Here is a 17220-nt window from a genome sequence, read left to right as displayed (position 1 = left end):
TCACCTCAGCTACAATATTCGATATTCTATTAGTATAGCATATTTTGATTGCCTTTTATAAAGAATAGGGGTTATCCAAAATGATCTATTTTTCGACCTCTTCGGATAACCCCTAATCATTACTATAGGATAGCTCTATTTCTTCTGCTTCTTTTTCATTGGATAACTTGGAAAAGAAATAGAAAATCTGACCCCTGATTCTGTATTTTCGACTTTAGGCGAACCACCATGTAATTCAGTAATTCTCTTTACAATCGCAAGACCAAGTCCAAATTTCCCTTTATTCCCTTTGTAAAATGGATTAAAAAGTTGCGGTAAATCTTGAGTCGGAATTGAATCACCGTTATTCTCTACCGTAATAAGTACCTGCTCTTCTTTTAAGGAAGCTTTCATCCATATGGTATCTTTCGCATACCTTAGCGCATTTTCAACTAAGTTTTCTAATAGAACTTCAAGTTGTTCAACATCACCTGAGAAACGTGTTTCAGCACCTTCGACTAATATTTTGACGTCTTCCCTTTGCACACGGAACCTTTCTTCTATTTGAAAAGCTATTTGTCCAAATATAATCTCTTCATGCTTAGGACTTTCTTCCTTTAATGAATCTAATTTAGTGTAATATAACATATCAATGACGCGACGTTCCATCCTATTCGCTTCCTCAATAATTACATCCATTGTTTGTTCCATGTTATTTTTAGGCAAAATGCCGTCCTTAACGGAATGAGCATAACTTTTAATAACCATTATTGGTGTTTTCAGTTCATGTGAAGCATGTTGAATAAACGTTTTCTGTGCACGATCGTATAAATTTAAGTTTTGGCGCATTCTTTCAAATTGATCTGACAACCTTTGGAAATCTTCATCACCTTTCCACTTCAATGGTTCTTGCCAATCACGATTTGCTATAAGTTCTAAATGATTGCCCAAAATAATGAGTGGCTGGCGTAAATAATGCTTTAACCAAATAGCAGGAATTAAACTTAAACAACTTGTCAAAAGGAGTATATAAAGTAGCCTCTCCCATAGTCGGTTGACCATTTGATCACGATACGTATCCCACATATAGGAGATATGGAAGGCCGGACGTTCATCAATTTGTGCTTTAGTAATAACATAGAAAACGGTTGCACCACCATATTGAATTTCATAGCGACCACGATTAGCTTCTTGTTTATAGGCATTTTGGGCCATTTCCTGAAGTACTTCTTTTGGTGGAGGAGCTCCCTCTGTCGCTCGTCCTAATGTATCATATATTAGAAAATGTCCTACCCTTCCTGGGTCTCGATCGGTAAACTCATGTTCATTCCTAGGGTTAATTAAATCAAGTAATGGGTAAGCACTTCTGATTTGTTCATGTTCAATGATTCGGTACGTTTCTTCAGTCATCGTTCCTTTAATGGAGATCGGGTAAATAATTATAATGGATAGAACGACGATAACAATGATCGATATAAACGCGAGCCAGATTCGCTGCGTTAAATTAACTTTAATCATGAAGACAAGATCCTATAACCGTAACCATACAACGTTTCGAGATGAACCCTAGGCATTTTTTTACGCACTCGTCTTACTACATCATCAACTGCACGCTCAGATCCGAAATAATTCTCGCCCCAAACATGTTCGATTATTTTCTCTCTTGAAAAAGCCTTTCCTACTTCCCCTGTAAGAAGCAAAATTAAATCCATTTCTTTTGTGGTCAGATCAACCAATTGCTCTCCTTCTGCCTCTTCGTCAACAACTGTTCGTCCAATCGGATCAATGGTATATTGATTCAATTCAATTTTCTTTTGTTCTTGTGTTGATACTCCGTACACTCTATTTAGTAATTTCTTTGCTCGTATAATTAATTCTTGTGGTAAGAAAGGTTTCGCTAAATAATCATCACTTCCCATTTCAAGCCCTAATACTCGATCCAAATCTTGATCCCTTGCCGAAATAAAAATAACTGGCGTATCCGTTTCCTCTTTAACGGCCTTCAATAATTGATAACCATCTGTTCCTGGTAACATTATATCAAGAATCCATAAATGAGGTTTGTCCATAATAGCATCGCGAGCTGCATCACCATCATTAAAGACTTTAACATTCCAACCTTCTTTCTCTAAATAGGCTTTTAACACCTCAGACAAATTCTCTTCATCTTCAACTAAATAGACAAGATATTCACCCATATCTGTTTCCTCCTTATAAAACACTCTAAATACAATCTATCTTATATTGTATCTTATTTTAATCGATGAAACGAGTTTCAGGTATAGGAACCGCTACTATCAAACATAATTACACTTTTTCTCATAATCAAGCAAGTTTAGAGACTTTTCGGGAAACATTTCCTCATTTCGCTATTTCCCGGGTAAAACTGACGAAAATAAATTGAATACGACAAAAAGCAACCAAGCCTCTAATGACGTTGATTGCTTAAATATCAAAATATAACACAATACAAATTAGTGATTACACTAGTGTTGCAATAGCTGTTAGAGCAGCAAGTGGTAAGATTAAACGATTCCACCCTAGAGGACGCGTGTATGGCCCATAAGGGTAGGGGTAATATGGATAATAGTATGGGTAGGGAGAATAGAAACCTTCTGGATAATACCTTTCATTTCTTTCCTGTCTAGCCAGTGGATCTTGTGAATGTTGGGCATACGCATGATCATACTCCTGACCAGACGGATACATGGATTGAACATCTGTCCCTTGCATCAATTGTGCCAAATCCATATACTGTCCTGTTTCATCAACAGGAACCAAAACATAGACGTTGTGATCATCTACATGCTCAATAATCCCAGAATATCCATGTTGACCGCCAACTTGTAATTGAACTGGCTGATGTAAGTAGTTTTGACACTGCATTTTCATATTTTGGTGGTGACTCATTTCATCTCCTCCTTTTCAGTTATAGCCTATTCAGAAAAGAAAGTTTGGGTGAATGCTGATGGGCTCTACCTCTTTGCTCTTTTCATATGAAAAAGCATAGCGGCGATCGCTATGCTTTTAATAAACTATTTACGTTTTACTTACTTGAGCGGTTTGTTGTTCAAAACGAGTTACAGTAAAATATGTTTGAACAATCATGAAAATATTCCCTACCACCCAATACAATGAAAGCGCTGATGGCAGTGTCATACCTGCTACAATAATCATAACTGGCATAATATACATCATGATCTTCATCTGATCATTTAACTGTGCCGCAGTCATTCTCACTTGCATGAATGTCGTCGCACCTGCAATTAGAGGTAACAAATACAAAGGATCAGGGTTCCCTAAATCAAACCATAAAAACGTATGAAGGGCGATTTGTTCTGTTCTCATAATCGCAAAATAAAATGCCATCATGACTGGAAGTTGAACAAATAAAGGAAGACAACCAGCCATCGGATTAACACCATGTTGCTGGTAAAGAGAGAATAATTCTTTCTGCATCTCTTGCTGTTTTTTTGGGTCTTTCTTCGTAGCCTCTTTATACTTATTTTGTAATTTTTCCATCTCGGGACGTAGAGTTTGTAAAGCTCTAGTACTTTTTTGTTGTTTCAATACTAACGGGAGCAATGCCAACCTGACTACAATCGTCACTAATACAATTGCCAAACCATAGCTTCCATTAAATAATTCAGCAACATAGATAAGTAGCCATGACATTGGATATACGAAAAAATGGTTCCATACACCTTCAGTCTCCGCTGTTATCGGAACATGCTCTACACTTCCACAAGCTGTCATTGTCACTAAGATCCCCAAGAATAATAACAAAATGGCTATTTTTTTCACAAAAGTTCCTCCTTGTTGTTTTCGTTTTTACATTTAGAAAACAACAAGGATAGGGTCTTCATCATCTTGATTTTTATGATCAATAAACGAAGGAATTTTGGGCCGATACTGTTTTGAAGATGGTTGGATAAGACTTGAATTTACACCTGCTTGATCATCCATATGAATATACTGTCTTTTCCAACTCGTTCGTAGCTCCCATTCAATCATCAAAACATTAGCTTTAGTAAAAGCAGCTACTACTAAGACTGTCATAATTATTGTTACCCATACCATGGTCATATCTGATACAATTTCTATCAACTTATCCACCTCCTCTATTACGTTCATCTTATCACAAAATTATTTGCTAAACAAAAGACAGTTAAAACCAATCCTTACATATAACTTATATTATATTATTGATAAAATCTTAAAAGGTCTCCATAAATCACTTTATCTGAGAAATCTAAATCTAATTTAACTTTTTCAAAGTATGGTTCACAGTTTTCTATCTGAGTTTCTAGTTCACTACTTTTATCGTAGCACAGTCCTTTCGTATAGACGACCTCGTCTGTAATAAAACTTCTGTCGCGTAGTACAGTAAAGGATTGGCGCTCTTCAGAAAATAAATCGGATCCAAATTGAACATCTGCAATAGAATCAATACCAAGTAAATGCATAATTGTAGGTTTGATATCAATTTGGCCTGATACCGTATGACTGACTTGAGGCTCATGTCCCGGGATATGAATAAGCATTGGAACCCTTTGTAATTGTACGTGATCAAATGGAGTGAGTTTTTCCTTCCCCAAAAACAAACTCATTGCTTTATGATGGTACTCTGAGATGCCATAGTGATCTCCATATAAAATAAAAATAGAATCTTCGTAGATGCCTTCTTCTTTCACTCTCTCAAAGAAATGTTCGACTGCGTAATCCATATACCTTACTGTAGGAAAATAACGATTTAATGTCCCACTGTTTGAATTGAATTCATTTATCAGTTTATCATCTTCTCCTAATTCAAATGGGAAATGATTCGTTAACGTGATCAGCTTTGTATAATAAGGCTTTGGTTGAGTTTTTAATAAGTCAATCGATTGCTCAAAGAAGTCTAAATCCTTTAACCCCCAACCAACTGAGTTTTCTTCGTTTACGATATAAGAAGTAATATCATAGAACTTGTCATAACCAAATTGTAAATACATCATATCTCTATTCCAAAAGCTTTTGTTATTTGCATGCATGACAGTAGTGTAATAGCCCTCTCCACTAACAATTTCTGGCAAACTATTATACTCATTTCCTGCATGAGTAAAAAATACAGATCCACTCTCCCTACCAAATAAAGAATTCGCAACTAAGAATTCTGAATCCGACGTTTTCCCTTGTGCCGTTTGATGATAAAACTGATCAAAGTAGTAGCTTTCCTCAATCAATTGATTAAGAAATGGAGTAATTTCTTCACCGTCAATCGTTTCATTAACAACAAAACTTTGAAGAGATTCCAAAGATAAGACAATGACATTCTTTCCTTCTGCAATTCCAAACATTTCAGTGTTCGGTTCCTTGTAGTTCTCATTTCTGTAACGAACCACTTCATCAATATCTGTACTCTCTGCAAATACTCGCTGTGCCTTAGAATGGGATTGAACATAAATATCATATAAATGATAATTCATAATTCCAATGTTCTTCACTAACATCTCTCTGTCAAACGCCCTTGTTAGTAATTGAGGTCTTTCCAGTTGAGCAACACTAATATTCAGGGTAAATAAAAGTGCTGTTACACCTAGCAAGAGGACAGGCTCTCTCTTACCCCTTAATTGTAACGGAACCTCTTTTTTAATCAAAATAAAAAGAAGCACTAGTATATCTATAAGTAGGATTAAATCTCCCCACCTAACTAATTCTGAAATACTTCCTTGTACATCCTGTACATTACTAGTTTGAAACAATACAGGCCATGTAAGAAAGTCATTAAAAAAACGAAAATATAAAAGGTTAAAATATAAAATACATGTACCTACGAAACTTAATATTACAACCAATAGATTTCTCGTTCTCCCGCTAAAAAGAAAACTGATACCAATTAAGAGTACTGCTGAACTTATTGGATTCATTAATAAGAGTACTTCTTGTAGGAGATTATCAGTTTGAATTTGAAAGCCCAATTTATAAAGTACATACGTTTTTAAACATAAAAAAAAGACAGCTATCAAGAAAAATCTAAGTCTAATGAATACGGCTTTTACCTTAGCAGCCAATTTCGATTACTCCTCTCACTAAGAAACATTTTTTTACAAATGCGAACTACCTTATAATATATTATTCTTTTCTAGCTACAAGTCAATAAAAATAATTCTATTATTACAGTTTCCTTGTATGAACTGTTAAAAAATAAAAAAAGGGCTTTCTCAAAAGGTCTGTTCTTGACCTTTTGAGAAAGCCCGTAGACATAAAGGAAATTTATAATTGCACTCTCAATTGTTTGCGAAACACTTCTCGAATCATGTAGGAAACCCCATTTTGCTCATTTGTACGAGTCAACCAGTCTGCCACTTCTTTAACTGAATCAGTTGCATTTCCCATCGCCACGCCTAAACCTACTTGATTAACCATGTCAACATCAGTATTTTGTGATCCTACAGCTACCATTTCATTGGCTCTTATTCCTAGGTACTGGCCTAATGTTTGTAATCCTCTTGCCTTTGAAACTCCTGCACTTACAATCTCAAACCTACCCGGAGCCGATTCAAGCACTCTAACTCCATTAGCCACTTCTTCAATTTGCCTAATAGCTCGCTTTTGATCCTCTTTTTCGAAGAACTGAACTTGAATTTTCGGAGGAGACATTGGCTCTTGCATAAGCTGTTCACAAACAGAGTCTACGAAACGAATAGGATAAAATAATGGATCCCCTACCCCAATAGTCATTTTTGCTATCAAATGATTTCTCTGTTTCACTTTATTACCAATCGAGAAGTCTTCATGTAACACTCGTATGTGACATTCATACCTCTCTAAAATATCCACAACTTGTAGAGCTTTCTCTTCTTGTATTCTTCGTACAAAAATAGGTTCATCTGCATTTTGAGCAATAAATGCTCCATCACTTGTAATAAGACACCCATCTATTTTTAATGCTTTTGCAATCTTTTTCGCAGATGGGTATGGTCTTGACGTCGCAAGAGTCACATACACTCCTTTTTCCTTCACATACTGAATTGCATCCTTGGTTTGTTTTGTAATTTTAGAATTTGACCTTAATATGGTTCCATCGATGTTCAGGGCTAGCAGTTTATAAGTCATTGTCGTAAGTCCCCCTTCTTCATGTTGTCCCTATGTTTTGAGCAACAATAAATGGCTTGCTCTTTATAAGTAAGACTATGAAGATAGCTCGTTTATTAGAACCTAGACGAAGTACCGAATCTTTTCTATACTTTAATTACTGCATAAAATGGGAATAATAGTTCTTATTATACTTACTGACTGTTAAAAGAAAATATTTTAAGAGGGGTCTTATGAAAAAAGTTGCATCTTACTATTTATTACCTATTGTCTTTTTCTTACTACTTTCTGCTTCACAATTATATGGGCAAACCTTACAAACAATTCTAATGACCATACTTGGCTCAGCCTGTATGGGCCTTTTAACTGGTTTTGTCATTCACATTGCAATGATTGTTAAGAAAAAAGTATCCAAATAAAGAGGGCACTGAAAGAAAAAGGGTTGTTCCAAAAGGCCTTTGACCTTTGGAACAACCCCAAACTCATTATCATATTTATTGTTGATCAGGATTTCCGTAGATTTCCTCTAAAGGTTCTGTAATAATCTTGTTTACATCTCCAATGATTACACTTAAACGTTGCTCTGCTTCCATTAGCTTAGAGATCAACTCGTGTTGTTGAACAAGCTCAAATTGCTGTTGTGCTTGTTGAGCCTCTTCTTCCGTAATTTGAACTCCTTGCATTTGCTTTTGTTGAAGTTCAAGTTGAAGCTTACGGAAGTTATCTAACATTCTTTTGGCAATATCATCAGCTGCAATTTGTTCATGCAATGATTTAAGTGCTGTAAACTCTTCACTTTCAGCAAGTGTCTTTTTTAATTCGTGAGCCTTATCATAAACATTTGACATTATGTATGTCCTCCTCAAAATAATAGTCCTACCGACTATAACATTTCCGCTATAGCATTTCATCCCATCGAGCTTATTTTGTACAAAAAATATCGATTTACCTAGTTTACTACCCTATAAGCATAATAATGAAACCCTGTATGAAACCAATCAAGCCCCCAAGAACCGCCCCAAGATACGTAATCATTTTAAATTCTCGCTTGGAAATGGATAGAACAAGCTCCTCTAAACGTTCAACCGAAAACGTTTGTACTTGTTCACGAACTATATCATCAAGGTGGAAGCGTTCGAGCAATGTTTCCAAATGAGTGCTGAGCATGTCCAAAATCACCTCTACACCTTTTGGAATGATTGTTGTTTCAACGTACTCCTCATAAGCACCTGTCCACTCATTCATTGGCTGTTCTATCGTAGAAAATAAAGGCACTTGTGTTTCTAACGTTCGTGTAATAAACGAGACAATTTCCTTTTCATTTAAAAAACCTTCTACATCTTCAAGTTTTTTCTGCTTCACTTTCAGCCACTCTTGCTTTAATAACTGTTCTACGAGGGCCTGTGTCCCCTCATCTTTTAAAAACTTCAAAAGCTCTGGCTGTACTTTGTCAACTAATCGTTCATTGCCGAGGAACATAGAAATCATATTCCCTAATGTCCCTTTTTGAATTAAAAAGCGGTCAACCATCACACTTAATCTTTCTTTCCCCTCTGGACTTTGAAGGAATGATTGTCCCCTTTCAAGAATATAATTAGTTACAATTGGAATTTGTTCTTCCATTTTACTTTGTAATGAGGAAGGAATTAATTTTTCTAATGATTCATTGCGATTTTGTTGAATAAATTGACTATAGCCCTGCTTAACTATCGCTTCCGTTTTGTTTAAAAGACGATCCTTTAGATCTGTAACGGCAAAACGTTGTTCAAAGACAGTCTTAATACTTTCATTACTTCTCATTATTTTTTGTGCTTCCACTTGTAACCAACTGATCATTCCTGAAGAAAAAGCCTTGCTTTTCAACTTTTTCCCAAGACCTTCAGCTGTAAGCAAATAATCAACGACCATTTTTCCAAGTTGCTTAGCGAGTTCATCGTGTCTTTTTGGAATCAATCCAGGAGTAAAAGGAACACGCCAAGACCGAATTCTCACTTCTTTATATGGCCGAAATAACATTTTTATAGCAAGTGAATTGGTTAAGCCGCCTATAACAGCACCAATTATTACCATAAAAGCAATTAACAACATTGTTTGCAAATTGATAACACTCCTTTTTCCATTCACCAAATAGGCACCTATCACATAGTATACGATACGACAATACTCCCTCGCTAGTTATTCAATGTGAACCCCTTTATATTATAAAGTTCTCCCTCACTAATCAAAGGAGGTCCTTTAAATGAAGATTATTTCGCTAAGGAGTCGCCAATGGGAGCAATACCGCAGACCAATCTTGAACTTTGTTAAACGTCACGATAAAGATGAGGTGAGCTCTTGTTATTCTTGGCTTTTCAAATTGAAAAAACACCATTTACACCAGCCTGGTACTTGTATTAAGTTAGCTCTTTGGGACGGAAAAATCATTGCAGTCGCTGCCGTTTCCGATTATGGGACAACACATTCTGCATTCATTATTGCTCCTAATTATTCACAAACTGAAATTCAAATCAATCTTTTTACTTCCCTAATCAACGATCTCGGGGTCTGCTATACAAAAATTCGTTATGATGACAAACAAAAAATAAAGTATGCTCTTCAAGCTGGACTTGTTTGTTTTGCTTATTTAAGAGGAGACAAGGATCAAATTTACCTTTGGTTTGGAGGGGGACATTGGCACACAGATGACATTACTGAAAAAGAAGCGTAACAGGGGGTGTCTTTGACTTTTCCTAACAGTGAGCACTGAGAAAAGGGTTCTTTTTTCGCCGCTTCGTATAACACCCATTAGCTTTCAGGTGCTACAGTATAAGAAAGCGCTTTAAATGAAATGAGGGAGGATAACTTTGTTAGTACATTTTCAGTGGAAAGATTTACGTAATAACCTTTTACGACGCGAGTGGGCGTTTTCATTCTTCCATGAGGGACAATATATGACCGGTATTTATTATAAGAATGGCTCCATTAAGTGGGGGGACTCTAATGTTTCCGCTCAAAAGAAAGAAAAGCTTGAACCGTATGTTCATGACTTAATGCTTTATCATGTGTATGAACAACACTAACGAATAAAATATAGCCACTCACCACATTCTAATAGGTAAAGGAGTGGTCATATGGGAAAAGACAAAGGGTCAAATTATGAAGGCCGCGATAAAAAATTCGTCGATGTTGATCGAATGATAAATGAAGGCCTTGGTGGAGGCACAACTCACGGTCGCCAATCTGGAATTATCGAAGAGTCTCGTGGTGACTTAGAACAAGAAGATCCTCCAGCTAAATCATAACTTTAAAGTCGGGAGTGTCTAACAATGGTAAGACTCTCCCGACTTTTTTGGTTTCTATTGTTACATTTACTAATTTGAAAAAAACCTATTGTTCACTAACAAGGTGTACCGTTGCAATTCCACAATGGCTGCACTCTAAATAATGCGGGCACTGTTCTTCTTTTAAATCAGTGGCAATCCCATTGCTTCTTTTAGTTAAATCTATTGGCAAATAAGCGTCGTATTTTTCGTAATAATCCATAATTCTCCCGTAATCAATTTGCTGTTCTTCACATTGCGTACATCGAATTTCTAAAGTAGTCATTCCATTACAAACTGGACACATCCCCATCGTTTTATCTCCTTGTATACAAAGAAGAGGTGAGCGAACTCACCCCTTCTAATCCATAATCTTATTATTGTTGTGTTCCGCCCATTTGTTGTTCAGCCATTTGAACTAGGCGCTTAGTAATTTCTCCACCTACAGACCCGTTTGCACGAGATGTAGAGTCTGCTCCAAGGTTAACACCGAATTCAGAAGCAATTTCATACTTCATTTGGTCAAGTGCTTGTTGTACACCAGGTACAAGCAATTGGTTTGAATTGCTGTTGTTGTTACTTGCCATGTGTCTCACCTCCTTGTGTACTTATAGTGTGGTTATTTTCAATTTAGATATGTAAAAAAACCATTGATAATTTATGGAAATTAGTATTAACAGTATTAAGAAGGGGGTGTCTCAAAGGCCAAAAATAGACCTTTTGAGACCACCCTGATAAGTTTATTGGAATATACCAAAAGTTGGTGACCTGCCAAAATGAATAAGCTACATGATGTGTAGAAGCCATTCATTAGACAGGATAAACAGGATGTTTTCGATCACTAAATTGTATTTGCTTTGTTGAGTAAGCATTGAAACGTTTCATTAACTCTTCACGCAGATCATTCCCTTGTACAATGCCATCGATAACTAGCTCAGAAGCTAACCGGAAAACATCAATATCTGCTTTATATTCTTCACGCTTCTGCTGAATAAACGATTTACGTTCTTCTTCTTTCAGCTCCTTTATTTTGTTCGCATACACAGCATTTACTGCTGCCTCTGGTCCCATTACGGCAATTTGCGCTTGCGGAAGCGCTAAACAACAGTCTGGTTCAAAAGCGGGGCCCGCCATTGCATACAAACCAGCTCCATACGCCTTTCGAACAATAATGGAGATTTTTGGAACAGTCGCTTCTGACATTGCTGCAATCATTTTGGCACCATGACGAATAATACCAGCTCTTTCCACTTTTGTTCCTATCATAAATCCAGGAATATCAGCCAAAAATAACAGTGGGATATGGTACGCGTCACAAAGTGAAATAAATTTCGCAGCTTTATCAGCTGAGTCATGGAATAGAACGCCTCCTTTTGCCTTTGGCTGGTTGGCGACAATCCCTATTACACGGCCATCTAACCTTGCAAAGCCCGTAATTAATTCAGAAGCAAATAGCTTTTTTATTTCAAAAAATGTATCCTCATCAATAATTCTGTTAATTAAATCGTACATATTAAAAGGGGCATTTTGATTAGTAGGAATAATGTCATCAATGCTTTTTTCAAATGCTTTCACTTCTTTTGTCTTTGTTATGTTGGAAGCTTCTTTATAACTTGATGGGAAATAACTCAAATAGTCTCTTGCTAATGTAATGGCTTCTTGCTCTGAAGCAGCTAGGATATCTCCGCATCCCGAAACCGAACAATGCATTTTCGCTCCACCCATTTCCTCAAGGGATACCCTCTCTCCAATTACCATTTCAGCCATACGCGGAGAGCCGAGGTACATAGACGCGTTGCCATCTACCATGATCACCGTATCACAAAAGGCTGGAATGTATGCTCCTCCTGCTGCTGATGGACCAAATAACAAACATAATTGAGGGACTCTTCCAGATAACTTCACTTGATTATAAAAAATCCGACCTGCTCCCCTCCTTCCAGGGAACATTTCCACTTGGTCTGTAATGCGTGCCCCAGCAGAATCCACTAAGTACAACATTGGCACATGAAGCTTTTCTGCTGTTTCTTGAATTCGAATTATTTTTTCAACCGTTCTCGCTCCCCACGAACCGGCTTTCACCGTTGAATCGTTTGCCATCACGCATACCGTTTGACCATTAATTTGTCCTATCCCTGTAATAACACCATCTGCTGGTAAACCCGGTACTTTATAATTAGCAAATAAACCATCTTCAAGCTCCGTTCCATCATCAAGTAGAAGTTTTAGTCTGTCTCGTACAAATAACTTTCCCTTTGCTTCATTCATCCTGTGGTATTTAGGTGCGCCACCTTGTTTAATTTCGTCGACTTCATTTTTCCACTTTTTCTCAAGAGACACTTGTATCCCTCCTACTCCCCTTTGTAATTTGGTTTTCTTTTTTCTTGAAAAGCAAGCAAGCCTTCGCGGCGATCCTTTGTAGAAATCAATTTTTCATATGCATTCCGCTCTATCGTTAATGCAGTCTGTAGATCCACTTCTAGTCCTAGATCAATGGACCTCTTCGCTTGCCTAACGGCGACTGGACCGTTACTAGCAATCTTTCTAGCGATTTCAAACGCTTTTTGTAACACGTTTTCTTGTTTTTCTACGTGTTCGACTAACCCAATTTGCTTAGCTTCGATTCCAGATACTCTAGAAGCTGTAAAAATAAGCTCCTTTGCTTTTCCTACTCCAATCAATCGTGATAGTCTCTGGGTTCCCCCAGCACCCGGAATAATCGCCAAAGAGGTTTCTGTTAAACCATAAATAGCCGTTTCACTACCAATTCGTAAGTCACAAGCTAATCCTAGCTCTAAACCACCACCTAAGGCACTTCCATTCATTGCCGCAATGGTTGGCTGCTTTAATGAAGCAATACGATTTATAGTCATTCCTATTTTTTGTACAGCAAACCGAACTTCTTTTTCATCCATTTTATTTCGTTCTTTTAAATCAGCTCCTGCACAAAATACGTTTGAATTCTTACTCGTAAAAATAATTACTCTTACCTGTTTTGAATTTTCTACACTTGATAAAAAATCGTTAAGTTCACGTAATAGTTGAATTGAAAGCGAATTGGCTTTCGTTGGTCGATTAAGAGTTGCCAAAATAACGCCTTGTTCATGTTCTTCTACTAAGAGCGACTTCATTTGACAGCCCTCCTTACCTTTTTTGAGCGATTGCTACTTGCAGGCGATGACTAGGTAGTGTTCGTTTTAATCTTTTTTGAATCCATACAGCACAAGCTGTAATCTGCTCTAAATCAACTCCTGTCTCTACTTTCATTCCATTAAACATGTAAATCATATCCTCAGTTGCAAGATTTCCTGTTGCCCCTTTAGCATATGGACATCCCCCCAGACCCCCAACCGATCCATCAAAAGCACGGACTCCAAGTATATATGCTGCATAAACATTGGCTAATGCAGTGCCACTTGTATCATGTGGGTGGAAGGCAATATTAGTAAGTGGAATATGACCTGAAACTTTTTTTACTGTTTCTACAACTTGGTTTGGTGTCGCAACTCCAATTGTGTCACCTAATGAGATTTCGTTTACACCCATTTCCATTAATTGAGATGAAATAGACAAAACTTTATCGACATTCACAGCTCCTTCGTACGGACATCCAAAAACAGTTGAGACATAGCCACGGACTGATTTTCCAGCGCTTTTAGCTTCCCTAACGACTTTCTTCAAAACAGGAATTGTATCATCAATGGTTTTATTTATGTTTTTTTGATTATGCGTCTCACTTGTTGATAGAAAAACCGCAATCTCATCAATTCCAGCCTCTAGCGCTCGTTCTAATCCGTGTTCATTTGGTACAAGTGCTCCAAAAGTTACATGCTCTTTTTTCTTCACACCTTTAACAACCTCACTTGCATCTGCTAGTGCTGGAATCCACTTAGGATGGACAAAGGAAGTTAGTTCAATGTAGGGAAGTCCCGTTTTTACTAATTGATTCACCCATTCAATTTTAGCTTCTGTGCTTACAATCTCCTTTTCATTTTGCAATCCATCTCTTGGTCCTACTTCGCGAATGTTTACATCAATTATTCTCATCAACTCACTTCCCCTAATAATTAGATCTTATTCAGTCAAGCTCTATCAACGCTTCTCCTTCATCAACAAATGTTCCCTCTTCTTTTAAAATGGCACGCACGATCCCTTTCTCAGTTGATTCAATCGGAATTTCCATTTTCATAGACTCCAAGATTGCAATTTCTTGCCCTTCTGTAACGGTATCTCCGACAGCTACAATAATTTTCCACACATTTCCTGCCATAGTAGTTGTCACTTTTTTCATTGTCCTCACTCACCCTTTTTTGTGAAAATCAGAAACAAAAGCAGTTGTCACTTCTCCTGCTTTGAAGACAGGATGGGATAATACATCTAAAAGCATAGGAATGTTTGTTTTTATTCCTTCAATTCGGTATTGTTCTAATACCGTTGAGATTTTAGTTATTGCCTCCGATCGACTATCTCCTTTTGCTATTAGTTTTGCGATCATCGGATCGTAATAAGGGGTTACAACAGTCCCTTTTTCTACGGCACATTCATGGCGAATGCCATCTGCCATTGGCAAATGTACATTTGAAATAGTTCCAGGTGACGGATAAAATGTCTTGGGATCTTCGGCATATATCCGAACCTCAATGGCATGCCCTTGTTGCTTAATGTCCTTTTGTTTAAATGGCAAGCTTTCTCCAGCTGCTATACGAAGCTGCCACTCTACTAAATCGATTCCTGTTATTTCCTCCGTTACAGGATGCTCTACTTGTAACCGGGTATTCATTTCTAGAAAATACACTTGTTTTTCGTCATCAACTAAACACTCAATTGTCCCAGCATTTGTGTACCCTAGTTTTTTTACAGCGTCTGTCGCCAATTTTCCCATCTTTCTACGAAGCTCCTCATCTAAAAAAGGAGATGGTGACTCTTCAACTACTTTCTGATTCCTTCTTTGAACAGAACAGTCCCTTTCCCAAAGGTGAACCACATCTCCTTTTTGATCTGCTAAAATTTGAATTTCAATATGTCTTGCTCGGTCGATTGCTTTTTCAGCAAACATCTCACCGTTACCAAAGAACATTTCAGCTCTTTTCTGGTTTGACGAAAAGACTTTTCTTAACTGTCCTTCGTTTTCCACTTTCTGCATTCCAATGCCGCCACCCCCAGCCGAGGCTTTAAGCATAATCGGATATCCAAGTTGACTAATTGCTTGCACCAACTCTTCTTCATCTTCTGTTGCTACTTCTGTACCAGGAATAACTGGAAATCCCGCATTTTTCATTGCTTTACGTGCTTTTACTTTTTCACCCATTAGTGCAATCATCTCAGGTTTAGGTCCAATAAAAACAATAGCCTCGCTTTGGCACCTTCTAGCAAAATCAGCGTTTTCAGATAGCAATCCATATCCAGGATGAATGGCATCTACCTGACTTTTTTTGGCTATTTCTATGATTTTATTAATATTTAAATAACTTTCTTGTACTCTGGGAGGGCCAACTACATATGATTCATCGGCCATTTGTACATGTAGAGCATTTTGGTCAGCTTCTGAGTAAATAGCTACCGTTTTCACGCCAAGCTTTTTGCACGTTCGAATAATGCGAAGTGCTATCTCCCCCCGGTTAGCGATTAACACTCGAGTAAACATCTAACTCCTCCAATCTCAAAAACAACCTAATTGCCTTGCTATGACAAGACGTTGTATCTCAGAAGTGCCTTCACCAATTTCCATTAATTTGGCATCTCGCAACATCCGTTCAACTCCATATTCGCGCATATATCCATAGCCCCCATGAATCTGCAATGACGCGTTACACACTTTTGTCGCTGTTTCAGAAGCGAACAATTTCGCAAAAGCTGCTTCTTTAGAAAACGACTTATTCTTATCCTTGAGCCAGGCTGCCTTTAGAACCATATTTCTTGCTAACTCTATTTCCATTGCCATATCAGCTAGCTTAAATTGAATTGCTTGAAAATTGGATAACGTTTTCCCAAACTGCTTTCGTTCTTTTGCATAAGCGAGAGCCTTATCAAAAGCTGCTTGAGCAATACCAACTGCTAATGAGCCAATCGATATCCTTCCTCCATCCAATGTGTAAAGAAATTGTTTAAAGCCTTTTGATGGATCACCTAATAAGTTTTCTTTTGGGACTCGCACATCTTCTAGGACTAATTCACACGTATTGGAAGCTCGAACTCCCATCTTGTCGTAATCGCACCGAATGTGAAAGCCTTCAAGCCCTGTCGGAACAATGAATGCAGATATGATTTTTTTCCCCGTTGAATCTTCTCCTGTCACAGCAGTAACAATTACACTTCTTGCGTAGCCTGCATTGGTAATCCAGCACTTTTCTCCATTAATGATGAATTCATCTCCATCAAGGACTGCAGTTGTTCTCGTCCCTCCAGCATCTGAACCTGCATTAGGTTCTGTTAACCCAAATGAGCCAAGAGCTTCTCCTTTTGCTAGTGGGGTAAGATATTTTTGTTTCTGCTTTTCTGTTCCGAAATAATAAAGCGGACTTGCTCCAAGTGAAACCGCAGCTGCATAACTTAAACCAGTCCCCCCACAGGCACGACCAATTTCTTCAACTGCAATCGCATACGTAATTGTATCGGCTCCAGCTCCACCATATTCTTCAGGAAAAGGCAAACCTAAAAGGCCTAGCTCTCCCATTTTTTTAAATACTTCTTTCGGAAATGTTGCATCTTTATCCCACTTTTCTGCATATGGGGCTATTTCAGATCGAGCAAAATGGCGTACCATATCCTGGACGATGCTTTGTTCTTTTGTTAACTCGAAATCCATTCCCTTTCCCCCTTCGATGTGTTGAGCGGTCGCTCACTTTGAAGTACCTAATCCAACTAT

At 37.6% G+C, this 17220-nt stretch carries 21 protein-coding genes; 4 read left to right on the top strand and 17 right to left on the bottom strand.

Translation table 11 applies throughout. From position 1 onward, the window contains the following. Positions 1–135: 135 nt before the first annotated feature. The 7 genes from SAY88_RS08900 to SAY88_RS08870 form a co-directional block, all read right to left on the bottom strand. Positions 136–1497: a sensor histidine kinase gene (locus tag SAY88_RS08900; protein ID WP_332631126.1), complete on the bottom strand. Its 1362-nt coding sequence runs from the start codon at positions 1495–1497 to the stop codon at positions 136–138. After that, on the bottom strand, positions 1494–2177 hold the full coding sequence (locus SAY88_RS08895) for a response regulator transcription factor (protein WP_332631123.1): 684 nt from the start codon (positions 2175–2177) through the stop codon (positions 1494–1496). The genes SAY88_RS08900 and SAY88_RS08895 overlap by 4 nt, the downstream gene beginning before the upstream one ends. A 283-nt stretch (positions 2178–2460) precedes the next feature. Further along, positions 2461–2889, bottom strand: coding sequence for a hypothetical protein (locus SAY88_RS08890; RefSeq protein ID WP_332631121.1), 429 nt, complete (start codon positions 2887–2889; stop codon positions 2461–2463). Between the two features lie 129 nt (positions 2890–3018). Next, positions 3019–3735, bottom strand: coding sequence for a membrane protein insertase YidC (gene yidC, locus SAY88_RS08885; protein ID WP_431308853.1), 717 nt, complete (start codon positions 3733–3735; stop codon positions 3019–3021). Between the two features lie 81 nt (positions 3736–3816). Beyond that, positions 3817–4086, bottom strand: a complete 270-nt coding sequence (locus SAY88_RS08880) for a hypothetical protein (RefSeq protein ID WP_332631117.1) — start codon at positions 4084–4086, stop codon at positions 3817–3819. A gap of 95 nt (positions 4087–4181) precedes the next feature. Next, the gene (locus SAY88_RS08875; protein ID WP_332631115.1) at positions 4182–6032 is read right to left on the bottom strand and encodes an LTA synthase family protein; all 1851 of its coding nucleotides are present in this window, start codon (positions 6030–6032) and stop codon (positions 4182–4184) included. A gap of 202 nt (positions 6033–6234) precedes the next feature. Beyond that, a complete protein-coding gene (locus SAY88_RS08870) occupies positions 6235–7077 on the bottom strand; it encodes a Cof-type HAD-IIB family hydrolase (RefSeq protein WP_332631113.1) in 843 nt (280 codons plus the stop codon). Between the two features lie 212 nt (positions 7078–7289). Between SAY88_RS08870 and SAY88_RS08865 the strand changes: the two genes are divergently transcribed. After that, positions 7290–7475 (top strand): hypothetical protein, encoded by a 186-nt coding sequence (locus SAY88_RS08865; protein ID WP_332631110.1) that lies wholly within the window; start codon positions 7290–7292, stop codon positions 7473–7475. Positions 7476–7550: 75 nt separating this feature from the next. On the opposite strand, the gene SAY88_RS08860 is transcribed toward SAY88_RS08865, so the two are convergent. Beyond that, a complete protein-coding gene (locus SAY88_RS08860; RefSeq protein WP_250095923.1) occupies positions 7551–7904 on the bottom strand; it encodes a YlbF/YmcA family competence regulator in 354 nt (117 codons plus the stop codon). Between the two features lie 109 nt (positions 7905–8013). Then, positions 8014–9144: a DUF445 domain-containing protein gene (locus SAY88_RS08855; RefSeq protein ID WP_332631254.1), complete on the bottom strand. Its 1131-nt coding sequence runs from the start codon at positions 9142–9144 to the stop codon at positions 8014–8016. Positions 9145–9295: 151 nt separating this feature from the next. Between SAY88_RS08855 and SAY88_RS08850 the strand changes: the two genes are divergently transcribed. From SAY88_RS08850 to SAY88_RS08840, 3 genes are all read left to right on the top strand, one after another. After that, positions 9296–9763, top strand: coding sequence for a hypothetical protein (locus tag SAY88_RS08850; RefSeq protein WP_250095924.1), 468 nt, complete (start codon positions 9296–9298; stop codon positions 9761–9763). Between the two features lie 136 nt (positions 9764–9899). Then, positions 9900–10115: a YheE family protein gene (locus SAY88_RS08845; RefSeq protein WP_332631107.1), complete on the top strand. Its 216-nt coding sequence runs from the start codon at positions 9900–9902 to the stop codon at positions 10113–10115. Positions 10116–10166: 51 nt separating this feature from the next. Continuing rightward, positions 10167–10337, top strand: coding sequence for a hypothetical protein (locus SAY88_RS08840; RefSeq protein WP_250095926.1), 171 nt, complete (start codon positions 10167–10169; stop codon positions 10335–10337). A gap of 85 nt (positions 10338–10422) precedes the next feature. Here the strand turns inward: SAY88_RS08840 and SAY88_RS08835 are convergent, their stop codons facing one another. From SAY88_RS08835 to SAY88_RS08800, 8 genes are all read right to left on the bottom strand, one after another. Continuing rightward, complete coding sequence (locus SAY88_RS08835) at positions 10423–10668, bottom strand: hypothetical protein (protein ID WP_332631104.1); 246 nt, start codon at positions 10666–10668, stop codon at positions 10423–10425. Positions 10669–10732: 64 nt separating this feature from the next. Further along, positions 10733–10942, bottom strand: a complete 210-nt coding sequence (locus SAY88_RS08830; protein ID WP_034631054.1) for an alpha/beta-type small acid-soluble spore protein — start codon at positions 10940–10942, stop codon at positions 10733–10735. A gap of 223 nt (positions 10943–11165) precedes the next feature. Continuing rightward, positions 11166–12623: an acyl-CoA carboxylase subunit beta gene (locus SAY88_RS08825; RefSeq protein WP_332631252.1), complete on the bottom strand. Its 1458-nt coding sequence runs from the start codon at positions 12621–12623 to the stop codon at positions 11166–11168. A gap of 83 nt (positions 12624–12706) precedes the next feature. After that, complete coding sequence (locus SAY88_RS08820) at positions 12707–13486, bottom strand: enoyl-CoA hydratase (RefSeq protein WP_332631097.1); 780 nt, start codon at positions 13484–13486, stop codon at positions 12707–12709. A 13-nt stretch (positions 13487–13499) separates the two neighbouring features. Further along, positions 13500–14402 (bottom strand): hydroxymethylglutaryl-CoA lyase, encoded by a 903-nt coding sequence (locus SAY88_RS08815; protein ID WP_332631094.1) that lies wholly within the window; start codon positions 14400–14402, stop codon positions 13500–13502. 31 nt (positions 14403–14433) lie between these two features. Then, complete coding sequence (locus SAY88_RS08810) at positions 14434–14646, bottom strand: acetyl-CoA carboxylase biotin carboxyl carrier protein subunit (RefSeq protein ID WP_332631091.1); 213 nt, start codon at positions 14644–14646, stop codon at positions 14434–14436. 9 nt (positions 14647–14655) lie between these two features. Continuing rightward, positions 14656–15999, bottom strand: coding sequence for an acetyl-CoA carboxylase biotin carboxylase subunit (locus SAY88_RS08805; protein ID WP_332631088.1), 1344 nt, complete (start codon positions 15997–15999; stop codon positions 14656–14658). Between the two features lie 15 nt (positions 16000–16014). Continuing rightward, the gene (locus tag SAY88_RS08800) at positions 16015–17160 is read right to left on the bottom strand and encodes an acyl-CoA dehydrogenase family protein (protein WP_332631085.1); all 1146 of its coding nucleotides are present in this window, start codon (positions 17158–17160) and stop codon (positions 16015–16017) included. Positions 17161–17220: the final 60 nt, after the last annotated feature.

The sequence above is a fragment of the Halalkalibacter flavus genome, assembly GCF_036663575.1.
Classification (GTDB): Bacteria; Bacillota; Bacilli; order Bacillales; family Bacillaceae_D; genus Halalkalibacter; species Halalkalibacter flavus.
This window is presented reverse-complemented; position numbering and strand designations above follow the sequence as displayed.